This window comes from Enterobacter pseudoroggenkampii (genome assembly GCF_026420145.1).
In the GTDB taxonomy this organism is placed as follows: domain Bacteria; phylum Pseudomonadota; class Gammaproteobacteria; order Enterobacterales; family Enterobacteriaceae; genus Enterobacter; species Enterobacter pseudoroggenkampii.
In genome coordinates, this window is the sequence record NZ_JAPMLV010000001.1 from 944,159 (window position 1) to 967,280 (window position 23,122).

Here is a 23,122-nt window from a genome sequence, read left to right on the forward strand (position 1 = left end):
AGACTGAAGCGGGGTTTGTGTGTAACCACCTTGGTGACTCGTAATGAGGGCGGACATTCTACGGCAATCCCCTGCAATCGCCAATCCTTGTCACTGATTCATAAGCTACATTTACTAACGCATAACGATATAAACGGAAAATATTCTCGTTTGCGGGATAAAAGTGACCTGACGCAATATTTGCGTTTTGATGCTTATTGATAATGTTGTCACAAAAAGTGAGGGTGACTGCATGGATAAATTACTTGAGCGTTTTTTACAGTACGTTTCGCTGGATACCCAATCTAAGCCGGGTGTTCGCCAGGTGCCGAGCACCGAAGGCCAGTGGAAGTTATTAAATCTGCTCAAAGAGCAGCTTGACGCCATGGGGCTGGTCAACGTCACGTTAAGCGAGAAAGGCACTGTGATGGGAACGCTGCCGGCGAATGTCCCGGGTGACATTCCGGCGATTGGCTTTATCTCCCATGTCGACACCTCTCCGGATTTTAGCGGTAAACATGTGAACCCGCAGATTGTGGAAAACTACCGCGGCGGCGACATTGCGCTGGGCATTGGCGACGAAGTGCTCTCGCCCGTCATGTTCCCGGTGCTGCACCAGCTGCTGGGCCAGACGCTGATCACCACCGACGGCAAAACGCTGCTGGGGGCGGATGATAAAGCGGGCATTGCCGAGATCATGACCGCGCTGGCGGTGCTGAAGGATAAAAACATTCCGCACGGGGATATCCGCGTGGCCTTTACGCCGGACGAAGAGGTCGGCAAGGGGGCGAAGCACTTCGACGTGGAGGCCTTTAACGCGCAGTGGGCCTATACCGTTGACGGCGGCGGCGTCGGTGAACTGGAGTATGAAAACTTCAATGCCGCGTCCGTTACGATCAAAATTGTCGGCAATAACGTTCACCCCGGTTCGGCGAAAGGCGTCATGGTGAACGCGCTGTCGCTGGCGTCACGAATTCATGCGGAAGTCCCGGCGGAAGAGAGCCCTGAACAGACAGAAGGGTATGAAGGTTTCTATCACCTGACCAGCATCAAAGGCACCGTGGACAGCGCGCAGATGCACTACATCATCCGCGATTTCGACCGCAAAGCCTTTGAGGCGCGCAAGCGTAAGATGATGGAGATCGCCAAGAAGGTGGGTAAAGGATTACACCCTGATTGCTACATTGAACTCATCATCGAAGACAGCTATTACAACATGCGCGAGAAGGTGATGGCGCATCCGCATATTCTCGATATCGCCCAGCAGGCGATGCGCGACTGCGATATTGAACCGCAGCTGAAGCCGATTCGCGGCGGCACCGACGGTTCTCAGCTGTCGTTTATGGGGCTGCCGTGCCCGAACCTGTTTACCGGTGGCTATAACTACCACGGCAAGCATGAGTTTGTGACGCTCGAAGGGATGGAAAAGGCGGTGAAGGTGATTGTGCGGATAGCGGAGTTGACCGCGAAGCGGTAAGAAAAAGCCCGGTGGCGAAGCGCCACCGGGCATTACAGCGACTCAGTCCTCAAAGAACCAGTACCCGCTGTTGACCAGCGCGGCAAGCATCGCGAGGAAGGATGGGTCTTCCAGCGCATCACCAAAGGTGTCGGCAGTCAGCACCAGATGGCTGGCAATGGCTTCCAGCGCCGGACGGTGCGGTGAGTCCAGCTTCTCGCCGTTGACGAACACGTCCTCACCAATGCGAAGCGCGCGTAATCCGCCCAGACGTACCAGCTTATCGCCCTGCTGGAGCGCATCATAAATCTCGTCAGCCTGATACGGCGGCTCCGGCGGCGCAACGTCCAGCTCGTGACGCGACTGGCTGATAAACTCGCCAAACCACTGTTTGAAGTGCTCCGGCTCGTTAATCAGATCCAGCATCATGCCGCGCAGCTTATCCAGCTCTGCGGGCAGGATATCGGCCGGATGCTCGCGCGCAGGCACATCAGGGTCGCTGTAACGATAGCTGCCCAGCTCGCGTTGCAGCACGTAGTCGGCAAATCCGCTGATCATCTCGCGGCCGCTTGGCGCGCGGAATCCTACGGAGTAGTTGAGTGAGTTTTCCAGCGAGTAGCCCTCGTGAGGGAATCCCGGCGGAATGTAGAGAATGTCACCCGGCTCCAGCTCTTCGTCGATAATCCCTTCAAACGGGTCAACCTGAAGCAGGTCCGGATGCGGGCAGTGCTGCTTCATTGGCACTTTTTCGCCCACGCGCCAGCGGCGGCGGCCCGTACCCTGAATAATAAACACGTCGTACTGGTCCAGATGCGGACCGACGCCACCGCCGGGAACGGAGAAGGAGATCATCAGATCGTCCATGCGCCAGTCGGGCAGGGCGCGGAACGGACGCATTAAGGCGGCCGTTGGCTCGTGCCAGTGGTTGACCGCCTGCACCAGCAGAGACCAGTTGTTTTCACCGAGGTGATCGTAGCTTTCGAAAGGACCGTGGCTAACCTGCCATTTCCCGTCCTGGTGGCTGACCAGACGGCTGTCGACTTCGTTTTCCATGGCCAGGCCGGCCAGTTCGTCAGGCGAGATGGGGTCGACAAAGTTGCTGAACCCGCGCTTCAGAACCACCGGGCGTTTCTGCCAGTAACGTTCAATAAACTCGGGCCAGTTAAGTGTTAAGTGATAATCCATAATTTTTTTATTCCGCAGGCTCTTACTGACTCGGATTATAACGGAAGCTCAGCCCCCCGGCTGCGAGATCCTCGCATTTTTCACATAACGGGTTAACTATCGTTCGATGTGGGCTGCTGGCGACCAAAAATGACCTCCATTCTGGCGCCGCCCAGCAGGCTTTCGCTGGTTTCGATTTTTCCGTCGTACTGATCGACAATCTCGCGCGCGACGGCTAATCCTACGCCCTGGCCTGGACGTAGCGTATCGGCGCGCTGACCGCGATCGAACACCACGTCACGTTTATTGCGCGGGATCCCCGGGCCATCATCCTCAACGATGATATGCAGCTCAGTTTCCGTCTGACGCGCAGACACTTCCACGAACTCCAGACAGTATTTGCAGGCGTTATCCAGCAGGTTACCCATGACTTCCATGAAGTCATTTTTTTCACCCACAAAGCTTATCTCTGGCGAGATATCGAGGCTGATGTTCACCCCTTTACGCTGATACACCTTGTTGAGGGCGGACGTGAGGTTATCCAGAAGCGGCGCTACCGGATGCAGCTCGCGGCTCAGAAGCGCGCTGCCGGAACGCATGCTGGCGCGATGCAGGTAATAGCCAATTTGCTGTGAAATACGGCTGATCTGTTCCAGCATCACCGGCTCGGCATCATCGACGCTCAGTTTCGAACTGCGCATTGAACGCAGGGTGCTTTGCATCACGGCCAGCGGGGTTTTCAGGCTGTGGGTCAGGTCGGTAAGGGTGGTACGGTATTTATCGTAGCGTTCGCGTTCACTTTTCAGCAGGCGGTTGAGGTTACGCACCAGGCTGGTGAGCTCGCGGGTGGTTTCCGGGTTAAGCTTTTCGCGATGATGTTCTTCCAGTTCACGAACTTCTTTCGCCAGTGATTCAATGGGGCGCAAGCTCCACCACGCCGCTATCCACAGCAGCGGGATCACCAGCAGGAGATTCGCAGCCAGAACGTAGATGAACCAGCTCCAGACCATATAAGAACGCTTCAGCTCGACCGGAATGGTGTCGATCACCACGATGGTCAGTTGCGGCATGTTCAGCGTCGCCGGGTAGAGGTTAATCGCGACGGAGTGCGTCATCTCCGTTTCGGCGTTGTCGGCGCGGATCTCGTTCAGCTTTTGCTGCAGGGAGCGATCTTCACGGATCAGCGAACTGGTGGTGTTGAGATCGGCTTCAATTTCATGAAAACCGTTGGTTTTGAGCCAGTCCGGACGAATACTTTTGACCAGCCACGGGATGTCCCGCTGCGCCCACAGTAGCTTCCCCTTTTCGTTATAAATCAGGGCCAGCGTGGGACTCTGCTGATTGAGGTTTTCCGGCATTTCGACGGTGATTTTATTGTTTTCCCACTTCGCCAGGGTATAAAACAGGTTGCTTTCGCCACGCAGCAGGCGAAAGGTAGTTTTATCAAAGCTGACGCTGTAGCCCACCAGGGCCACCATGCCGTAGGAGAGCGACAGCACCAGCACGACGGCTGCCGTTGCCAGTAAAAAGCGCACCCGCAGCGAGAGGGGCAAAATATGGCGCAAGATCCGTCTCATTTAGCGTAATTCGAACAGGTAGCCCTGGCCACGGACGGTAGTAATCACATCCTGCGGATATTGCGCCTGAATTTTCTTACGTAAACGTCCCATCAACACGTCAATAGTATGGCTCTCGCGCAGTTCAGCATCAGGATAGAGCTGGAGCATTAAGGAGTCTTTGCTCACTACCTTGCCGTTGTTACGGATCAGCGTCTCCATGATGGTGTATTCGAAGGCGGTGAGCTTGATCACTTCATCATTGATGGATAATTCCCGGCGGGAGAGGTCGACCTGGAAAGGCGGGATGGAGATAACCTGAGACGCCAGCCCGCTGTTGCGACGAAGCAGTGCCTGCATGCGGGCCGCCACCTCTTCAATATGGAACGGCTTGGTGACGTAATCATCTGCCCCCGCGCTGAGCACTTCGACCTTATCCTGCCAGCCTTCACGGGCGGTCAGCACCAGGACCGGCAGGGAGACATCGTGGCTGCGCCAGCGGCGAATTAACGACAGACCGTCTTCGTCAGGCAACCCTAAATCGACAATGGCGATATCCGGCAGGTGTTCATTGAGATAATAATCGGCTTCTTTTGCATCTTCAGCATCGTCCACCTGATGTCCCATCTCCTGAAGCTGAACCTTCAGGTGATGACGTAGCAATGCGTTATCCTCAACAACCAGTACGCGCATCATCTCTTCTCCCTAAATAATTGGTATGAATAGTTTAACGCTGATTATGTTGTTGTGGGGATAAACATTGAGTAAACCGGGGAAAAGCATCCCCCTTTTCGGGCGAAAAGGGGGGAGAGGGGCGTTACTTCAGCTCGTCGACCATGGTGATGGCGCGGCCAATGTAGTTCGCCGGGGTCATTGCCTTCAGGCGCGTTTTCTCTTCTTCCGGCAGCGCCAGACCGTCGATAAACTGCTTCATGCCTTCGGCGTCAACGCGTTTGCCGCGGGTCAGCTCTTTCAGCTTCTCGTACGGTTTTTCGATACCGTAACGGCGCATCACGGTCTGGATTGGCTCTGCCAGCACTTCCCAGTTGTGATCCAGCTCGTCCAGCAGACGGTCACGGTTCACTTCCAGCTTGCTCACGCCTTTCAGGGTGGACTGATACGCGATCAGCGCGTAGCCAATGCCTACGCCCAGGTTACGCAGTACGGTGGAGTCGGTCAGGTCGCGCTGCCAGCGGGATACCGGCAGTTTGCTCGCCATATGCTGCAGCACGGCGTTCGCCAGACCCAGGTTGCCTTCGGAGTTTTCGAAGTCGATTGGGTTCACTTTGTGCGGCATGGTGGAAGAGCCGATTTCACCGGCGATGGTTTTCTGTTTGAAGTGGTTCAGGGCGATGTAGCCCCACACGTCACGATCGAAATCGATCAGAATGGTGTTGAAGCGCGCGATGCAGTCAAACAGCTCGGCGATATAGTCGTGCGGCTCAATCTGGGTGGTGTACGGGTTCCACTGAATGCCCAGAGAGGTCACGAACTCTTCGCTGAACTGGTGCCAGTCCACTTCCGGGTAAGCGGCGATGTGGGCGTTATAGTTACCGACCGCGCCGTTGATTTTGCCGAGGATCTCAACCTGCTCCAGCTGACGGTACTGGCGTTCCATACGGTACGCGACGTTCGCCATCTCTTTACCCATCGTGGATGGCGTGGCTGGCTGGCCGTGAGTACGGGAGAGCAGCGGAATGTCGCGGTATTCCACGGACAGCGCTTTTACCGCGTCGATGATTTTACGCCAGTAAGGCAGCACCACCTCTTTGCGCGCGGTGGAGAGCATCAGCGCATGAGACAGGTTGTTGATGTCTTCAGAGGTACAGGCGAAGTGAATGAACTCAGACACGGCGTGCAGCGCAGGGACGCCTTCCACTTTCTCTTTCAGGAAGTACTCAACCGCTTTCACGTCGTGGTTGGTGGTGCGTTCAATGGTTTTAATGCGCGCGGCGTCTTGTTCGCTAAACTCAGCAACGATTTTATCAAGGTAATCGTTTGCCTTTTCGTCAAAAGCAGGAACTTCCTTGATTGCTGCCTGGGCGGCCAGCTTTTGCAGCCAGCGTACTTCAACCTGAACACGGAACTTCAGCAAACCATATTCGCTGAAGATCCCGCGCAGCGCGCTGACTTTATCGCCGTAGCGTCCATCGACAGGGGATACGGCGGTCAGTGAGGATAATTCCATAATTCGCAACTCCGGGAGGTTAACAATGAGCAAGAATTTGTTTTGCCTGAGTGGTCAGGCGATTACGAGAAAACATTAACTGCAGGCGGCCACCGCCAACCTGGTGCCACAGCACAGCGGCGCGGATCCCAGCCAGCAGGGACGCACGCACTTTTGCCTGTACTTGCGGACTTTGCAGCACGGCAGGAGATCCGGTGACCTGAATACGCGGGCCCAGCGGGCTGATGACGTCAACATAAATGCCGGCCATGGCGCTGAGCAGCGTGTCGGACTGCAGATCAAAATGGTCGAGCTGACGCTGTAACCCGGCAATACGATCGCCCAGGGTATTGAGCGCGCCTTTTGCTGCGCTCAGCTTACGCTCCAGCACCATCAGGCTCAACGTGTAGCGGGTCAGCTCCGCGTTTAATCCCTGACGGCTGCTGGCGTTAAGCACGCCAAGCAGGGTTTCAAGACCGAGACGAAGATTGGTTTCACTGCCGCCGAACACACCCAGGGTCGAGCCGGGGTTGAGATCGATAACGCTGTTGAGTGAAACGTGCAGGGCGTCAGCATCGCAATGACCCTGATGCGCCAGCTGTTGCACCAGACGGGCTGACTGGCAAATTCCCGCCAGTGCCAGGGTGATGTCATAGTAGTTCTTCGCCACACGGTCTCCTTTATGTGTGCAATCGTATTAAACAGCAGGCAGCGGCAGGCGCTGTTCAATGATCCCGCCGCCCAGGCAGATCTCACCGCTGTAGAAGACAGCAGACTGACCCGGGGTGACGGCGGCGACCGGCTCGTCGAAGCGCACGTCAATGCGATCGTCATCAAGCGCGGTAATGGTGCAAGGAATATCGGTCTGGCGGTAGCGGGTTTTCACCGTGCAGCGCAGCGTGCCTTTCAGCGGCTCACGATCGACCCAGTGCAGCTGCTGGGCGATAAGGCCAACGGACATCAGACGCGGATGATCGTGACCCTGGGCAACAACCAGAATATTGTTTTCGACGTCTTTGTCGACAACATACCACGGATCTTCGCTACCTTCTTTCGTCCCGCCGATACCCAGACCTTTACGCTGGCCGAGCGTGTGGTACATCAGCCCCTGATGCTGGCCAATCTCTTCACCGTCGACGGTGACAATTTTACCCGGCTGTGCGGGCAGGTAACGTCCCAGGAAATCGCGGAATTTGCGCTCGCCAATGAAGCAGATGCCGGTAGAGTCTTTTTTCTTCGCGGTGATCAGGTCCAGTTCTTCGGCGATTTTACGCACCTGCGGCTTTTCCAGCTCGCCGACCGGGAACAGGCTCTGGGCGATTTGCTCGTGGCTCAGCGTATAGAGGAAATAGCTTTGATCTTTATTGCCGTCCAGACCGCGCAGCAGCTGGCTTTTGCCATTCACGTCTGCACGACGCACGTAGTGACCGGTCGCGATGTAGTCTGCGCCCAGATCTTCTGCAGCGAATTCGAGGAAGGCCTTAAATTTGATCTCTTTGTTGCACAGAATATCCGGGTTCGGCGTGCGGCCCGCTTTGTACTCTTCGAGGAACAGTTCAAAAACGTTGTCCCAGTATTCTGCGGCAAAGTTAACGGTGTGCAGTTCAATGCCGAGCTTATCGCATACGGCCTGCGCATCGGCGAGATCCGCAGCGGCAGTGCAGTATTCCTCGCCATCATCTTCCTCCCAGTTCTTCATGAACAGGCCCTCCACCTTATAGCCCTGTTGCTGTAACAGGTAGGCGGAAACGGAGGAATCGACACCGCCGGACATGCCGACGATCACTTTTTTCTGGCTATTATCTGACATGGAATACTCACGACATTGAACTTCAAGGCGGCGTATTCTATCACGCCCCCCCACCATTGGCACCCTCTGTAAACGGCCAGTTAAATGCGCCGATGACATCCAGCGGTAAGCGGCCAGCAGACTGCCAGCAGCGAATGCTTTCCGCAACCAGCGGCGAGCGCAGGTTTGGCGCGTTCAGGATCTCGTCGGCAGTGACCCACAGACAGCGGTCGATATCGTCATCCTGCGGCTCTGTGGCGCACGTTTCGCTAAGCTCAACGGCAAATAAAAAGCGCAGGAACGGAGTGTGATCGGGCGCGATCCACTGGTGCATACGGATGAAGTGCTGGGGTTCAGCGTGAATGCCGGTCTCTTCCCACAGCTCGCGTTTCGCGGCCTGCAGCAGGGTCTCATTGGCTTCAAGATGCCCGGCAGGCTGGTTCCACAGCGCTTTGCCGTTAATGCTCTCTTCGACAACAAGGAATTTACCCTTAGCGTGGACCACGCAGGCAACCGTGACATGAGGTTTAAACATAGTGACTCCTTAAGGGGTGACGTCTCGCCATTCGCCGTTTGCCAGCGTTTCCAGCGTGTAGCTGCCCATGGCGTAGCGAATCAGACGCAGGGTAGGGAAGCCGACGTGCGCGGTCATGCGGCGAACCTGGCGGTTGCGGCCTTCATAAAGGGTAATTTTGAGCCAGCTTGTCGGAATGGATTTGCGTTCGCGAATCGGCGGGTTGCGCGGCCACAGCCACTCTGGTTCATTCACGCGCTCAATACCTGCGGGCAGGGTGAGGCCGTCGTTCAGGGTCACGCCGCTGCGTAATTTTTCCAGCGTTTCTTCGTCCGGCTCGCCTTCGACCTGTACGAAGTAAATTTTACCGGTGCGTTTCCCGGGCTGCGTGAGCTTCGCCTGCAAGGCGCCGTCGTTGGTTAAGACCAGAAGGCCTTCGCTGTCGCGGTCCAGACGGCCCGCGGCGTAGACGCCCTGAACAGGTATATAGTCCTTCAGCGTGCTGCGCCCGGCTTCATCGGTAAACTGCGGCAAAACATCGTAGGGTTTATTGAACAAAATAACCCGCTTCGGCTGGGTTTCCTGCGGTCTTCTGGCGGCTTGTCGCGAGCTGAATCGCTCAACCCGGTGTTTTGTAAAAGAAGTTTTCTTCATGGTATTTTCAGGCGTTATCAATTGCCGCATTATAGCCTAATAACGAAGACCTTTCATGGCGCAGGACAATCAGGTACTATCGAAGGGCTCATTACAATTTATTAACATAAGATCAGTAACAACCAGAAGCGCTCGAAGGAGAGGTTAATGGAAAGCAAAGTAGTTGTTCCGGCGGAAGGTAAAAAGATCACCCTGCAAAACGGCAAGATTAACGTTCCTCACAATCCGATTATCCCGTTCATCGAAGGTGACGGTATCGGTGTAGACGTTACCCCGGCAATGCTGAAAGTGGTTGATGCCGCTGTTGAGAAAGCCTACAAAGGCGAGCGTAAAATTTCCTGGATGGAAATTTACACCGGTGAGAAATCTACTCAAGTTTATGGCCAGGACGTCTGGCTGCCAGCAGAAACGCTGGACCTGATCCGCGACTACCGCGTTGCTATTAAAGGCCCACTGACGACGCCAGTTGGCGGCGGTATCCGTTCCCTGAACGTGGCACTGCGTCAGGAGCTGGACCTGTACGTATGTCTGCGTCCGGTTCGTTACTATCAGGGCACCCCTAGCCCGGTTAAGCACCCTGAACTGACCGATATGGTTATCTTCCGCGAAAACTCAGAAGACATCTACGCGGGTATCGAATGGAAAGCGGACTCTGCTGACGCAGAAAAAGTGATTAAATTCCTGCGCGAAGAGATGGGCGTGAAGAAAATTCGCTTCCCTGAGCATTGCGGTATCGGCATTAAGCCGTGCTCCGAAGAAGGGACCAAGCGTCTGGTGCGTGCAGCTATCGAATATGCAATCACCAACGACCGTGACTCTGTGACCCTGGTTCACAAAGGCAACATCATGAAGTTCACCGAAGGCGCGTTCAAAGACTGGGGTTACCAGTTGGCGAAAGAAGAGTTCGGCGGTGAACTGATCGACGGCGGCCCATGGCAGAAGATCAAGAACCCGAACACCGGCAAAGAGATCATCATTAAAGATGTGATCGCCGATGCGTTCCTGCAGCAGATCCTGCTGCGTCCTGCAGAATACGACGTGATTGCCTGTATGAACCTGAACGGTGACTACATCTCTGACGCCCTGGCAGCACAGGTTGGCGGTATCGGTATCGCCCCTGGCGCGAACATCGGTGACGAGTGCGCCCTGTTCGAAGCGACCCACGGTACTGCACCAAAATACGCAGGTCAGGACAAAGTGAACCCAGGCTCAATCATCCTGTCCGCAGAGATGATGCTGCGTCATATGGAATGGTTCGAAGCCGCAGACCTGATCGTTAAAGGTATGGAAGGCGCGATCAACGCGAAAACCGTAACTTACGATTTCGAACGTCTGATGGAAGGCGCTAAACTGCTGAAATGCTCAGAGTTTGGCGACGCGATTATCGCGAACATGTAATCCAGATTCTGGGTTAAACAAGAGCGGGGGCCTGAGGGTTCCCGTTTTTTTTGCCTCTGCCTGCGGGAGACAACACGATGCTAGCCACTGTCCTTATCGCTGTCGTTGCACTCATCCATCTCTACATTCTTGTGCTGGAAATGTTCCTGTGGAATACCAAAACAGGGCACAAGGCCTTTAATCTGCGTCCCGACTTTGCGCGCGACACCCGCGTGCTGGCTGCAAATCAGGGGCTGTATAACGGTTTTCTGGCGGCCGGCCTGCTCTGGAGCCTCTGGCTCGGCGAAAAGGGGAGTCAGGTGGCCATCTTCTTCCTGGCCTGCGTGTTGATTGCCGGACTTTTTGGCGCGGCCACCGCCAGTCGAAAAATTTTGTATGTACAGGCCGTGCCCGCACTCGCTGCGCTGCTTGCGTTACTTATCTGAAGCAATGCTTTGGTTGAGATAACGCGTCCGATATACTCGTGACGTTACCCTTAAAGGCCAGAGACGAGACTGTTATGAATAACGATATCCCACTGAAATATTATGACATTGCTGAGGAGTATGCGACGGAAGCCGCAGAGCAAGTTGCGGAGTCAGAACTCGACGCGCTGGCACATTATTTCCAGCTGCTGCTCACCCGTTTATCGAATAATGAGGAGATCAGCGAGGAGGCTCAGCAGGAGATGGCCGCTGAGGCCGGGATCCGTGCTGGTCGTATTGATGATATTGCGAATTTCCTCAATCAGTGGGGAAATGAATAGTCTGCTTTAAAAACCGTTATGCTGATGCTTTGCGATACAGCTCAGCATCACGCTATCGGACCACATGCATTTTTTCCGCAGAATATGCGAAGCAGGTTTGTCGATAAACAGCACGAAAATCACGGTCAGAAAAAAGAGTACCACTGGAAAAAGTAAGGATAATTTCACGTTTTTAACCAAAATAAGAGTGTGTTTCCGGGGAATCTACCATCTGATTGTGACGACTATATGTTTTTGCGTAAAAAATGGAAACGCCAAATCTAAAAAAGGTCACGGCAGGCTTCTGGTTACGGTGCGACACCGGTGAGTCGTTTCGCCAGCTCGCTCCGGGTGAGTGCTTTTGAAAAATACCATCCCTGAATCAGCGCATCGGGATATCGGCTCGCAATAAAGCGATACTGAACTTCATTTTCCACGCCCTCGAAAACAAGCGTTTTATTCAACTTCGCGAGGGCATCGCTGAAGATAGCAAAGATGTTTTGCTTATAATGTTCGCTGATGCCATCCACCAGTGACTTATCGATTTTAATCTCATCATATTCAAGCAGCGACAGGCGGGCGAGGTTTGAATTTTGCACGCCAAAATCATCTATTGATATTTTAACGCCGAGCGACTTGAGCTCCTGACAGAACCCCTCGAGGATATCTGCCGTGGAAACGGCTTTCTCAGAAAGTTCGACCTTCATCAGAGAAAGGGGAAAGTGATTGGCTAAACACGCTCGACGCAAAATGTTAATGAACTGCCCATCTTCAATTTCCTTCCGCCCAACGTTAATGGAGACGATCAGCTGATGTTTAATCGCCAGCGGGGCAATTTCTGAGAGGGATTTTTCGATAATATTATTATAATATTTTTTATACAGACCGATTTTTTTTATTAATGGGATAAACAGCTCCGGAGAGACGTCCCCATGCTTTTGGTCGCGCCATCGCGACAGAACTTCTACACCCACGATTTTTTGATCGTGAATGCGGATAATAGGCTGGTAGTTAACGCTGATGGTATTGGTCAGGACGGCCTTGATCAGCGTACGTTCCAGAGAAAAACGATCTTCATAGATACGGAAGATAAATAACGTTATCGCGACCCAGATAAAAAAGAGTATGACCGTGAGAAACGAAAAGATAAACAGGGGTAACGAGGCCAGCCCTGCATCGTGATGCTTCACGATGACGCACAGGTCCCAGAAGGCGCTGCACTGCGTCAGGGTCAGGGTAAACAACGACGAATGCAGCCAGCTCTGCTGTGTTAGCTCAGGGGAGGTCGTAAAAAAGGTTCTGCCGAAGTCTTTGGTGGTGGTACTCAGAGAATAGCTTGCCGTAACCGGGGTGAATTTATCGTAAGCATAGCGAGTGGTGAAGATAATAATATTATTATAAATTGCCGCATTGCCCGTGAAAAAATCTTTTCTGGAAAACTGCGCCAGAAGAAAGCCTCTCGGCGTTTTATGCAGTTCCGCAGGAAGCGCTACGGGCGTTGCAAGTTTACCCCAAAAAGCAGTACAGACTATTTTTCCCTTCTCGATAAAACCAATATCGTCGAAATAATAGTTATTCAGCGTTATTTGTCTGTAACTATCAAGACTGGTTTTATCACATCCCTGCGTAGTAATGCTTTTAAGGGCCAGCGCTATGCTTTGGGACAGGTCTTCCGAATAATGTAATAGGGTAAGGGATATCTCACGCTGTTTGCTCTTCTGCTGCCCCACGATAACAGCATTGACCGCATAAAGAGACAGGATGACCAGGAGCGTTGAAACGATCGCAACGGCAACGAGTTTTTTCATTTTCCAGTTATCCTGTCCGCTCCCTGATTTGACAAATCTTAACACAGCCAGGGCAAGGCACAAGCCTGATAATCACGTCAGGTGAGCAAATTCGGGCAGGTGAACTCATACGAAAGTATCAGTTTTTTAAGACAATTCTCAGCTAAGCTATTTTCATTGTTATAAGCAATACCGGGTAAGTACAGGCTCTTCTTCCAGAACATCGATGCTTGTTTTTTCTATTAAGGAAAACATCGTGCGCAACGTGATGATCCCTATTCTGAGTGCCTTGTTTCTTTTTCTGAGCGGCATTCTGATTATTAACTGGCAGCTATGGCAGATGGCGAAGGCTAATAATAGTCATACCGCCATGGCAAGTACCCAGAAAATAGAAAATATCCTGGCGGAAGCCGTCAGTGCGGCCAGCACGGCGAAGCGCGTTGCGGAGCAGGGGTGTACCAGCAGCGGACAGCTGGCGCTGGGGACAGAAGCCGCGCTAAAACCGCATCTGCGCGCCATCATGATCCAGCAGCAGGGTAAAATCATCTGTACTTCCCTTCCCGGGAATGGCGTATTGATTGTGCATCCGGAGACGTTACCTGAACATAAATTAATGCTGCTGCCCGGCAATCGACTGGTGAACGGCGTCCCGGTGCTTGTCTTCCAGATGCCCATCGCGGGAGGGCGTGTCATCGTCAGCGTCAGCGATGCGCATTTGCAGGACGTCATCGCGAACGCATCAAACGGCGTTGACCTGGGGTTGGTTGTCGGCAATAGCATGCTTGGGCGCAACGGTGATGTGACCGGCTGGAAAGCGGCCTCGTGGACGGGGTCACTTACGGCATCTACACAATTCCCCTTTAGTCTGGCCTGGCAACCGCCTGTCTTTTTTAGCCTGACGCGGCTGCTGCAACAGGGATGGAGCCTGATACTACTGATTCTCGTGCTATCGGTGGCGGTGGGCATTTTGATCCGCCGTTACAAGGGGAAAAGCACCTCATTTGAAGACGACTTACGTAAGGCCATTTTGCAGGGGGAGATCGTGCCGTATTACCAGCCGATCGTGAACGGTGATACCGGCGGGCTGTATGGCGTTGAAGTCCTGGCAAGATGGAAGCATCCAAAGTCAGGCTTTATTCCACCGGATGTCTTTATTCCGATTGCCGAACGTAGCGGTTTGATTATTCCGCTAACCAAAGGGTTGATGGCGAAAGTGGTGATGCAGCTTAAGCCGCTTTTGCCTAAGCTCCCGGACGGGTTTCATATCGGGGTGAACATCAGCGCCAGACACATCAATGCGCCATCCTTCATCGGTGACTGTCGTGTATTCGGGAAGGGGTTTCAGGGTAAAGAAGTCAAACTGGTTCTCGAGGTGACCGAGCGTGAGCCGCTGATCGATAATCCTCACCTGGTGGAAAACCTTAACATGCTGCATAACGCCGGTTTTGTCATTGCACTGGATGATTTTGGTACCGGCTATTCAGGTCTTTCATGCCTTAATGCGCTTGCCATTGATTATATTAAAATTGATAAAAGCTTTGTGAACCGGGTTTCAGATGAAAAAGACTCAACGATCCTGCTGGACTGCGTCATTGACCTGGCGAAAAAACTCTCATTACGCATTGTGGCTGAAGGCGTAGAAACGAAAGCGCAGCTGGAGTATCTCAACCGTAATGAGATTACGCTGTTACAGGGTTATTATTTTGGTAAGCCCGTCTCCTATATCGATTTTATTAAAGTCATTTTATCTAAGCCCCGGGAGACGGTAAGTTTGTAAAACGAAATTACGACGAGCTTCTGTTGCATGCTTAAGTGCAATTCATTTTCCTCTTATCCTGAGCTTTGTTACAGTGACAAGAGTTGTCAGCCAGGGATGTCAGGCGTGATAAGGTGGAAAAGCTCGTGCATGTGAAAAATACTTTTTACACAACAACCATTACCGTCATCATTGTCTCATTGATCATCTCGCTGTCGCTTGCCGTCCAAATTGCCACGTCCAGACAGCAGTCAATCCAGCAAATTAATACCAGCGTCGCTAACCTGAGCCATACCCTTGATGTGTACACCGAGGGGATCATGCGCCAGAGTGAAATGTTAATTACTACCGTTTCCGACATAATCGAAATTTATGGTATGACCCCGCAGCAGGCGACCCATATTCAGCGGATGATAAATAATCAGGATAATCTCCTTACCCAGATTAATAATGTGGTTGTTTACGATGCTCAGGGCGATATCTTTACCGCGTTGCACGAAACTTTTACGGGCCCACGCAAAGGATCGGACAGGTCATTTTTTATCTATCACAAGGAAAATAAAAATCAGCAGATTTTTATTGGCGAGCCCGTAGTCAGCAGAACCAATGGTAAATGGGTCATCACCATTAGTCGGCGCCTTGAAACCCACACCGGGGCATTTAACGGTGTTGTGGTGGTGACCCTGGGTATCGAAAATTTTCTCGCGCTCTACGGGCAGATTAATATTGGTCACGCGGGCGTCATTGGCTTAACAACAGAGTCAGGCGTGCTGCTGGTCCGTTATCCTTTTAAAAATACCTATATTGGCACGATTGTTTCCGATTCACCGCTCTTCAGGAAATACCTCAAGGTACAAAATACCGGGATAGCCAGTTCCATTTCGCGGTTTGATAAGATCGAACGCATTTATGCCTATGAGAAAAACAGACGCTACGGGCTGGTCACCACCGTGGCCGTCAGCATTGATGAGGCCCTTGCACCCTGGCGCAAGCAGGCGATTCAGTTGGCGGTACTCATTTTCGTGTTCACGGCGATACTCATCGTCGCGTCATACTTCCTGTATTCCGACTTATCCAGAAAAACCAGAGATAACAAGGCGCTGAAGATTATCGCCTCTGAGGATGCGCTGACCGGGCTTTACAACCGTCGCATTTTTGATGAAAAAATCCTCTCGGAAATCGCGCTTTGTGCCGCGCATGATGCACCGATTTCGATACTGATTGTGGACGTGGACTTCTTCAAAAAATACAACGATAACTACGGCCATCCGGAAGGGGACCGCTGTCTGGCGCTGCTGGGAAACAGTCTCAGGGAGAGTCTTACTCGTGGTAATCAGATCGTGGCGCGCTACGGCGGAGAGGAGTTTGCGCTGATATTACCTGATACGGACATCCAGGAAGCGCTTCGTCTGGCCCAGACGATTATTCGTAACGTGTTCTCGCTGCAAATCGCCCATGCCTTTAGCCCCTTTGGGCGGGTAACGGTCAGCGTCGGAATTTCTACCGCACGTGCCGTCGACATCGCGGGCAGCCAGCAGAATATCATTATCGCCGCTGACCAGGCGCTCTATCAGGCAAAACGCGCGGGACGTAACCGGTACGCGTTTGTTGGGGTATGACAGGAGAAAAACCACATAGAGTGATGCATATCACAAATTTCCTTTCTCAGATCCTGTGCTATTCTTTTTGTGTCGTTGATTTAATGACAAAAACCATACAGAGAGGAAAGTTATGGGAATTTTATCCTGGATTATCTTTGGGCTTATTGCGGGTATTCTGGCGAAGTGGATCATGCCGGGCAAAGATGGCGGTGGGTTTATCGTCACCGTAATACTGGGTATTGTCGGTGCGGTAGTCGGCGGCTGGATCAGTACGCTGTTCGGTTTTGGCAAGGTCGATGGCTTTAACTTCGGCAGTTTCGCCGTCGCGGTGATCGGTGCGCTGGTTGTTCTGTTTATCTACAGAAAGATCAAAAGCTAAGTTCTGAAAGCGATGAAAAAGGCTGCCGGATGGCGGCCTTTTTACGTATCGGGTTTACCACCAGCCAAGCTGCGTGCCGGCAAACGCCGCAATGGCAACGATCAGCATAATGACGGTTGTCTTCCGCATTTATGCCCCCGGAGCCGCGTAGCCGCCGACAAAAAACCACGCTAAAAAAACCACCGCCGTTATAAATATAACGACCGGGAAGAGGATCCCTATTCTCATACCATCACCTGTTTCGGTTTCAATAACGCCGTAGAGTGTACGGGGTTAATCCATAGTGAGAAAGCGTGTTTTGCTTTTTCCTTTCTTATCCTGATACATCGCCACATCCGCGGCGCGTAACGCGCTGTCAGGATCGGTTGCGGCAGGGTCCACTTCGATAACGCCGAAGCTGGCTCCCGGATAAATAATATGAACGCTGCCCAGCCAGTATTCGCCGGCGATGCAGGCGCTGAGGCGCGTTTTGAGCAACGTAAGCTGCGCGTTATCCCCGTCCTGGTGGGGCTGGCTCAGCGACGCGACCAGAAATTCATCACCCCCCAGACGACCGATAATATCGTCCTGCTGTTTCTCTTCGGTCAAACGCTTGCCCACTTCTATCAGGAACTGGTCGCCAGCCTCGTGGCCGTAACGATCGTTAATCAGCTTGAAATCATCCAGATCGATAAATGCGATGATGGCGTTACGCTTCAGGTGTCGGGCCAGAGAAAAGAGGGTGGTCAGATCTTCAAAAATGGCGCGACGGTTGGGTAAACCGGTAAGGGCATCCGTATAGGAGTGCGCGATGAGGGCCGCATTGGCTTCGCGAAGCTGGGTCACCAGCGACTCTTTCTGAATCGACTGGGCAATCAGCCCGGCGAAGAGCTTCAGAACCTGTTCACCGCGCTCGCTCAGCGGCTTTCTGGCCGTGCTGGTGGCGCAGAGCGTTCCGTAAAGTGAACCATCCGCAAGATGGACTGGAATACTCATGTAGGTGGTAATGCCAAGCGCTTTTGCAGCTTCACACTCGGGCCAGCGTTCGGGCACGTCGTTGCTGAACATCGTGTCACTGTCCAGCGCGCGTTTGCACAGCGTCTCATCCCATGGGACGCTAAACCCCTCCGGGATCGTCATCTGTTTGCTGTTGCGGGCATAGAGGATGTGCTGCAGCCGCGCCTCGATATCCACCTTCGTCAGGTAGGTCGACTCCATGTCGGTGACAATCTCCAGCATCTCCAGCAGTTGGCGAACGAGGCTTTCAAGGGATTGCTCGGTGGCAAGGGTTTCTGAAACGCGAGCGAGGATAAGATCCGACATGACGTAGAATGACTCCCAGGCAGAAGACGTCTGCATCTGCATGTTATGCTGAGTTTTTAGGCTTCTGGCATAGTAAAACATGAATACAGAAAATTTAATATATGCAGGGAGCGGGCAGCAGGATAGAAAAAAAGCCCCGTTGTTGAGACCGGGGCAAAGACATCTTGATTACGGAATGATGTTCTCTGGTCATATCGAGAACATGCCACACTATAGTGCTGAAAAGTGCAGTTAAAATGGAGAAATCATGGAGAACGCGGCGATGACCCGTTACCCTTAGACTGTCATGATGTCACAAGGATCAATGAGATGAGATTTCTGCTTCTGGCGCTGGCGCTTCCCCTGGCCGCCTGCACCGCAAAAACCACGCCACCCGATGCACCGAAACCGCCGCACGTTATCGGTATGGCGAACCCGGCCTCCGTCTACTGCCTGGAGAAAGGCGGGGAACAGATCCCGGTTCAAAGTCCGCAGGGCGTTCGCACCGAGTGCAAATTACCGGGCGGCGAAGTGATCGATGAATGGACGCTCTATCGCCGCGATCATCCGCAACCCACCAGGTGACAGACGGATACCGCCTGCGATACACTTCTCTTTAGGATTAATCTTAGCCAGTTTCTGGCGTTCGTTTCCGCGAGAGAAGTATGTTTCAGCTAAAACCGGGCAGCATGGCGATGATCGTGGGTGCCCGCACGGCGTCAGGCCGTCGAAATATTGGTAAATCTGTTGAGCTGTTTGGCCTGTGCCAGCCTGGCCTGCGCTTCGTTAACCCGGTCAACGGCGTGATGACGCAATTACCGACCACCGCAGATCGTGCGCTCTGGCTGGTGACGGGGGATGTCTACGCCTTTGACAATCAGCACGGCTTTGCGTTTGTCCGCGCCGAACATCTGATGCCGCTCACCCCCGATGAAGCGCCGCAAATCCTCGATGAGCTGGCGATCGGCTGATCACAGGTGGCGCAGCCAGTCGGCTAATACCAGGGCGTGATTTTGCTCCGTGTTTTTGGCAGCAAAGAGCAGGGTGACGGTCTGCCTGTGCGCCAGCGTTGCCAGACGCACGCCCTCGTCAGCATGCTGCGCCAGCTCTTCCCGATAGGCCTGACTGAAGGCGGCGAAATCAATGGTTTCGCTATGAAAGGCCTTGCGTAGTTCAGTTGAGGGCGTGAGCGCTTTACACCATTCGTCATACGCGAGGTCCGTTTTCTTAACACCGCGCGGCCACAGCCTGTCCACCAGTACCCGATAGCCGTCGTCAGGGCCTGCCTGTTCGTACACGCGTTTGCATTGAATCATGATTCCACCCTCCCAATTTAAGGTATTGTGATAATTGCAAAAGATCGGTAGTCTGAGGTTCCTTATGTTATCTGATAATACTCTGGCATAAGGAACCTTTCATGGAACACCTCCCGGTTAAAACGACGCTGCGCATTGCGCTGGTTGGCGATTACAATCCCAGTGTAATTGCGCATCAGGCGATCCCGCTGGCCATCGACGACGCCGCCGCAGTGCTTGACCTCACCGCCGATTACGACTGGCTTGCCACCACGGAGCTGACAAGCCCTGAAGATCTGGTGGGCTACGATGCCATCTGGCTGGTACCCGCCAGCCCCTATAAAAACACCGAGGCCGCTTTTATCGCCGCGCGCTATGCCCGTGAAAACATCATCCCGTTCCTGGGCACCTGCGGCGGGTTCCAGCATGCGCTGATTGAGTATGCCCGAAACGTGCTGGGCTGGGCTGATGCGGCACACGCTGAGACGGATACCGAAGGCACCATGGTGATTGCGCCGCTGACCTGCTCGCTGGTGGAAAAAACCGATGCGATTGAACTGCGCAAAAATACGCTGATCGCCAAAGCGTACGGCAAGCCGGAAATTGAAGAGGGATATCACTGTAACTATGGCGTGTCGCCGGCGTTTGCGCAGGCGCTGGAAAGCGGTGATATGCATGTTACGGGCTGGGACGACCAGGGAGAAATTCGCGCCGCAGAACTGGTCACGCACCCGTTCTTCGTGATCACCTTATTCCAGCACGAGCGTGGTGCGCTGGAAGGACGTCCGGTCGTGCTGGTGCAGGCGATGCTGCGCGCGGCCCGCGGTTAAAAAAGGCAGACCCGAGGGTCTGCCACACTGTTTAACGGGGCGCGATCTCCCGGTCTCGCCCGGCTAAGATGCCGCAGAGGGCCATTATCACCGCGGCCAGGGCGCAGCCCAGAAGCGGGATCCGCCAGTCTCCTGCGCTATCGTGAATTTTCCCCATCAGCGGAGGGCCGCAGGCGGCGAGCAGATAGCCAATCGACTGCGCCATGCCGGACAGCGCCGCAGCCTGGTGCGCGGAGCTGGCGCGCAGACCGATGAACGTCAGGCCGAGGATCATCGTTGCTCCTGTGCCAAAGCCAAACACCAGCGTCCACATCACCGCCATGCCTGGCATAAACCATAATCCCGCCGCGCTTATCGCGCACAGCAGCGCCACTGCGCCTGCAATCGCCCGCTGATCTTTCAGACGGTGGAGGATCAGCGGAACGGCAAGCCCCGGCACGGCCGTGGCCAGCTGCAGCAGCCCGTGCACCGAGCCGGCCTGCGCTTCGCTGTAGCCGTGGCTCAGCAGTATCGCCGGCAGCCAGCCGATGATGACGTAGTAAATCAGCGAGTTAATCCCTAAAAAGAGCGTCACCTGCCAGGCGAGCGCCGAGCGCCAGATGGCGCGATTATGCAGCGCGCCAGCGCCCGTTACCGCTGCAACGTGTTTCTGACGCCACTGGGGTAACCAGAGCAGCAGCGCGACCAGCGGAAACGCCATCAGCATCAGCAGGGCGCCATGCCAGCCCGCGTTCCCCTGCGCCAGGGGAACAATCATCGCTGAACCAAACGCCGCCGAGACGCCCATTGTCAGGGAATAAGCACCGGTGAGCTTCGCCACCTGGCCCGGAAAGTCACGCTTAATTAATCCGGGTAACAGCACGTTCCCGAGCGCAATACCGCAGCCAATGACTGCCGTACCGATGAACAGCAGCGCGGCGGAAGGCAGAGAGCGAACCGCAATTCCGGCGCAAATCAGCAGCAGGGCGATAAACAGGCTGCGCTCCATGCCGATACGTCGGGCAACGCCTGCGGCGAGCGGCGAGATAAGGGCGAAAGCCAGCAGAGGCAGGGTGGTCAGCAGACCGGTTTGCGCCGTGCTTAAGCCATAATCAAGACGAATAGTGTCGAGCAGCGGCGCTGCGCCGGTAAAGGTGACGCGAAGCGTAGTGGCAATCATCAGGATGCCTGCAATCAACAGCGCGCCGTGTTTTCCTGAGGTGCGAATAGCAGTAGTCATTATGTTCTCATACGTTCAAGCGAGGGCACACAATACCGATTTTCTCAGCAGTTGAAATCAGGCTAAAATGACAGTTTATCGCTAATATCGGACAAGCTGATGATTGGTCTGGGACTGGAGGGCTACGATCCTGATAGCCAGTACGATGCGGCCGTCGCATTTCGCATTCAGGTGGTGGCGGAGGAACAATATATTCCCCGGCATCATCACCGTAAGGGGCAGCTGATTCTGGCCCTTGGCGGCGCAATCACCTGCGAAGTGGAAAATGCGATGCTGATGGTTCCGCCCCAGTACGCCGTCTGGATCCCCGGCCAGATGCCGCACAGCAACAGAGCCACGCCGGGCGCGCAGCTCTGCTTTTTATTTATTGAGCCGGGGGCGGCAAGCTTGCCCGAACGCTGCTGTACCCTGAAAATCTCTCCTCTGGTGCGGGAGCTGATTTTATCCCTGGCGGAAAAATCGCGTGAGCAGCTTCCTCTTGCGACCACGTCGCGCCTGGTGGACGTGCTGTTTGACGAGCTGCCGCTCCAGCGTCAGGAGCACCTGCAGCTGCCCGTCTCGCCCCATCCTAAAATTCGACTGATGAGCGAGAAGATGGCGGAAGAGCCCGCCGCCTGGCAGACGCTGGCGCAGTGGGCGAGCCATTTTGCCATGAGCGAACGCAGCCTGGCGCGGCTGGTGGTGAAAGAGACCGGTTTAAGCTTTCGCCGCTGGCGTCACCAGCTGCAGCTGATCGTGGCGTTACAGCACCTGATCGGCGGGAAATCGGTACAGCAGGTGGCCCAGTCACTGGGCTATGACTCGACCACCGCGTTTATCACCATGTTCAGAAAGGGACTGGGCCAGACGCCAGCGCGTTATATGGCCAGCCTGACTACGACTTCCCGATAAACAGCGAGACAAGGCCTGCCGCAATCAGCGGGCCGACCGGCACGCCGCGGAAGAGCGCCACGCCCAGCACGGTGCCCACCAGCAGACCCGCCACCAGCGAGGGCTGGCTGCTCATCAGCGTGACGCCGCGACCGCCCAGCCACGACACAAAAATCCCCACCGCGATCGCCACCAGCGATTTCCAGTTTACGAACGAGTGCAGCAGGGTTGATGCAGGAAGCGTACCGCTGGCGATGGGCGCCATTACCCCGATGGTTAAAATGATTATCCCGATGGTGAGGCCTTGTTTTTCTATCCACGGGAAAAAGGTATTTAACGGGGTCACGCGAACAATAATAAGCACCAGAATCGAGATGGCGACCGTGGTGTTATGGCTGACAAAGCCGAGCGCGGCGAGTGCCAGAAGAATGAGCAGAGTAGGGTCAAACATAGGGAATCCTTGCCAGAATAATTAACCTGCTTACTGTACGCGCAAACGCGACGCAGGACAGTTTTAAAAAGATTTTATTGTTGTCATAACCTTGTCATTTACGCGGATTAAAACGGAGGCAGATATCGCAAAAGGGGTCGCCATCATGAACGATCACATGTTTGTGGAAACGCTGATTATCTCCTCATCGTTTTTCGCTATTGCCGTTATTCTCGTTGCCTCCGTGCTGTTTCTGGAACGAAAAGGCTGACA

26 protein-coding genes are annotated in these 23,122 nt (G+C 54.0%); 12 read left to right on the forward strand and 14 right to left on the reverse strand.

Features of this window, described 5'->3' with window-relative positions:
* Window positions 1-232 precede the first annotated feature (232 nt).
* Window positions 233-1,456 carry a peptidase T gene (gene pepT, locus OTG14_RS04590; RefSeq protein WP_024908598.1) on the forward strand — a complete coding sequence of 408 codons (1,224 nt, stop codon included), beginning with the start codon at window positions 233-235 and terminating at the stop codon, window positions 1,454-1,456.
* 42 nt (window positions 1,457-1,498) lie between these two features.
* On the opposite strand, the gene OTG14_RS04595 is transcribed toward pepT, so the two are convergent.
* The 8 genes from OTG14_RS04595 to rluE form a co-directional block, all read right to left on the reverse strand.
* Complete coding sequence (locus tag OTG14_RS04595; RefSeq protein WP_267214654.1) at window positions 1,499-2,620, reverse strand: ribosomal protein uL16 3-hydroxylase; 1,122 nt, start codon at window positions 2,618-2,620, stop codon at window positions 1,499-1,501.
* Window positions 2,621-2,712: 92 nt separating this feature from the next.
* Window positions 2,713-4,176 carry a two-component system sensor histidine kinase PhoQ gene (gene phoQ, locus OTG14_RS04600; protein WP_267214655.1) on the reverse strand — a complete coding sequence of 488 codons (1,464 nt, stop codon included), beginning with the start codon at window positions 4,174-4,176 and terminating at the stop codon, window positions 2,713-2,715.
* Entirely contained in the window at window positions 4,177-4,848 is a 672-nt protein-coding gene (gene phoP, locus OTG14_RS04605) for a two-component system response regulator PhoP (RefSeq protein WP_024908594.1), read from the reverse strand.
* Between the two features lie 124 nt (window positions 4,849-4,972).
* Entirely contained in the window at window positions 4,973-6,343 is a 1,371-nt protein-coding gene (gene purB / locus OTG14_RS04610; RefSeq protein WP_267214656.1) for an adenylosuccinate lyase, read from the reverse strand.
* A 19-nt stretch (window positions 6,344-6,362) separates the two neighbouring features.
* Window positions 6,363-6,992, reverse strand: coding sequence for a high frequency lysogenization protein HflD (hflD, locus tag OTG14_RS04615; RefSeq protein WP_008500756.1), 630 nt, complete (start codon window positions 6,990-6,992; stop codon window positions 6,363-6,365).
* A 27-nt stretch (window positions 6,993-7,019) separates the two neighbouring features.
* Complete coding sequence (gene mnmA / locus OTG14_RS04620) at window positions 7,020-8,132, reverse strand: tRNA 2-thiouridine(34) synthase MnmA (RefSeq protein ID WP_032657963.1); 1,113 nt, start codon at window positions 8,130-8,132, stop codon at window positions 7,020-7,022.
* Between the two features lie 40 nt (window positions 8,133-8,172).
* The gene (locus OTG14_RS04625; protein WP_023292763.1) at window positions 8,173-8,646 is read right to left on the reverse strand and encodes an NUDIX hydrolase; all 474 of its coding nucleotides are present in this window, start codon (window positions 8,644-8,646) and stop codon (window positions 8,173-8,175) included.
* A 9-nt stretch (window positions 8,647-8,655) separates the two neighbouring features.
* Window positions 8,656-9,309 carry a 23S rRNA pseudouridine(2457) synthase RluE gene (rluE, locus tag OTG14_RS04630; RefSeq protein ID WP_024908592.1) on the reverse strand — a complete coding sequence of 218 codons (654 nt, stop codon included), beginning with the start codon at window positions 9,307-9,309 and terminating at the stop codon, window positions 8,656-8,658.
* Between the two features lie 117 nt (window positions 9,310-9,426).
* On the opposite strand from rluE, the gene icd reads away from it, so the two are divergent.
* The 3 genes from icd to OTG14_RS04645 all read left to right on the forward strand — a co-directional run bounded on the left by icd (window position 9,427) and on the right by OTG14_RS04645 (window position 11,422).
* Window positions 9,427-10,677 (forward strand): NADP-dependent isocitrate dehydrogenase, encoded by a 1,251-nt coding sequence (icd, locus tag OTG14_RS04635; protein WP_008500752.1) that lies wholly within the window; start codon window positions 9,427-9,429, stop codon window positions 10,675-10,677.
* 77 nt (window positions 10,678-10,754) lie between these two features.
* Window positions 10,755-11,102, forward strand: coding sequence for a DUF1304 domain-containing protein (locus OTG14_RS04640; RefSeq protein ID WP_048990787.1), 348 nt, complete (start codon window positions 10,755-10,757; stop codon window positions 11,100-11,102).
* A gap of 74 nt (window positions 11,103-11,176) precedes the next feature.
* Window positions 11,177-11,422, forward strand: a complete 246-nt coding sequence (locus OTG14_RS04645; RefSeq protein WP_024908590.1) for a DUF2543 family protein — start codon at window positions 11,177-11,179, stop codon at window positions 11,420-11,422.
* Between the two features lie 287 nt (window positions 11,423-11,709).
* Here the strand turns inward: OTG14_RS04645 and OTG14_RS04650 are convergent, their stop codons facing one another.
* On the reverse strand, window positions 11,710-13,209 hold the full coding sequence (locus OTG14_RS04650; protein ID WP_024908589.1) for an EAL domain-containing protein: 1,500 nt from the start codon (window positions 13,207-13,209) through the stop codon (window positions 11,710-11,712).
* 235 nt (window positions 13,210-13,444) lie between these two features.
* Between OTG14_RS04650 and OTG14_RS04655 the strand changes: the two genes are divergently transcribed.
* The 3 genes from OTG14_RS04655 (at window position 13,445) to OTG14_RS04665 (ending at window position 16,924) form a co-directional block, all read left to right on the forward strand.
* Window positions 13,445-14,965, forward strand: coding sequence for an EAL domain-containing protein (locus OTG14_RS04655; RefSeq protein WP_081112049.1), 1,521 nt, complete (start codon window positions 13,445-13,447; stop codon window positions 14,963-14,965).
* Between the two features lie 113 nt (window positions 14,966-15,078).
* The gene (locus tag OTG14_RS04660; RefSeq protein ID WP_370883857.1) at window positions 15,079-16,563 is read left to right on the forward strand and encodes a sensor domain-containing diguanylate cyclase; all 1,485 of its coding nucleotides are present in this window, start codon (window positions 15,079-15,081) and stop codon (window positions 16,561-16,563) included.
* A 112-nt stretch (window positions 16,564-16,675) separates the two neighbouring features.
* Window positions 16,676-16,924 (forward strand): GlsB/YeaQ/YmgE family stress response membrane protein, encoded by a 249-nt coding sequence (locus tag OTG14_RS04665; protein WP_008500746.1) that lies wholly within the window; start codon window positions 16,676-16,678, stop codon window positions 16,922-16,924.
* Window positions 16,925-17,053: 129 nt separating this feature from the next.
* Here the strand turns inward: OTG14_RS04665 and OTG14_RS04670 are convergent, their stop codons facing one another.
* Both OTG14_RS04670 and OTG14_RS04675 read right to left on the reverse strand, forming a co-directional pair.
* A complete protein-coding gene (locus OTG14_RS04670; RefSeq protein ID WP_014883431.1) occupies window positions 17,054-17,152 on the reverse strand; it encodes a YoaK family small membrane protein in 99 nt (32 codons plus the stop codon).
* Between the two features lie 45 nt (window positions 17,153-17,197).
* Window positions 17,198-18,226 carry a sensor domain-containing diguanylate cyclase gene (locus OTG14_RS04675; protein WP_267215189.1) on the reverse strand — a complete coding sequence of 343 codons (1,029 nt, stop codon included), beginning with the start codon at window positions 18,224-18,226 and terminating at the stop codon, window positions 17,198-17,200.
* A 309-nt stretch (window positions 18,227-18,535) separates the two neighbouring features.
* On the opposite strand from OTG14_RS04675, the gene OTG14_RS04680 reads away from it, so the two are divergent.
* Window positions 18,536-18,790, forward strand: coding sequence for a putative hemolysin (locus OTG14_RS04680; RefSeq protein WP_024908585.1), 255 nt, complete (start codon window positions 18,536-18,538; stop codon window positions 18,788-18,790).
* 80 nt (window positions 18,791-18,870) lie between these two features.
* The gene (locus OTG14_RS04685; RefSeq protein WP_032650897.1) at window positions 18,871-19,176 is read left to right on the forward strand and encodes a nuclear transport factor 2 family protein; all 306 of its coding nucleotides are present in this window, start codon (window positions 18,871-18,873) and stop codon (window positions 19,174-19,176) included.
* Here the strand turns inward: OTG14_RS04685 and OTG14_RS04690 are convergent, their stop codons facing one another.
* A complete protein-coding gene (locus tag OTG14_RS04690) occupies window positions 19,177-19,521 on the reverse strand; it encodes a DUF488 domain-containing protein (protein ID WP_032650899.1) in 345 nt (114 codons plus the stop codon).
* A 101-nt stretch (window positions 19,522-19,622) separates the two neighbouring features.
* Here OTG14_RS04690 and OTG14_RS04695 point away from each other — a divergent pair, with 101 nt between their 5' ends.
* Window positions 19,623-20,330 carry a CTP synthase C-terminal region-related (seleno)protein gene (locus OTG14_RS04695; protein ID WP_248272225.1) on the forward strand — a complete coding sequence of 236 codons (708 nt, stop codon included), beginning with the start codon at window positions 19,623-19,625 and terminating at the stop codon, window positions 20,328-20,330.
* Between the two features lie 31 nt (window positions 20,331-20,361).
* Here the strand turns inward: OTG14_RS04695 and OTG14_RS04700 are convergent, their stop codons facing one another.
* Complete coding sequence (locus OTG14_RS04700; protein ID WP_061715517.1) at window positions 20,362-21,549, reverse strand: CynX/NimT family MFS transporter; 1,188 nt, start codon at window positions 21,547-21,549, stop codon at window positions 20,362-20,364.
* A gap of 99 nt (window positions 21,550-21,648) precedes the next feature.
* Between OTG14_RS04700 and OTG14_RS04705 the strand changes: the two genes are divergently transcribed.
* Window positions 21,649-22,440, forward strand: a complete 792-nt coding sequence (locus OTG14_RS04705; RefSeq protein WP_032650905.1) for an AraC family transcriptional regulator — start codon at window positions 21,649-21,651, stop codon at window positions 22,438-22,440.
* On the opposite strand, the gene OTG14_RS04710 is transcribed toward OTG14_RS04705, so the two are convergent.
* Window positions 22,424-22,870, reverse strand: a complete 447-nt coding sequence (locus OTG14_RS04710) for a DUF441 domain-containing protein (RefSeq protein ID WP_024908579.1) — start codon at window positions 22,868-22,870, stop codon at window positions 22,424-22,426. The genes OTG14_RS04705 and OTG14_RS04710 overlap by 17 nt on opposite strands.
* 145 nt (window positions 22,871-23,015) lie before the next feature.
* Between OTG14_RS04710 and yoaI the strand changes: the two genes are divergently transcribed.
* Entirely contained in the window at window positions 23,016-23,120 is a 105-nt protein-coding gene (gene yoaI / locus OTG14_RS04715) for a small membrane protein YoaI (protein ID WP_010430055.1), read from the forward strand.
* Window positions 23,121-23,122: the final 2 nt, after the last annotated feature.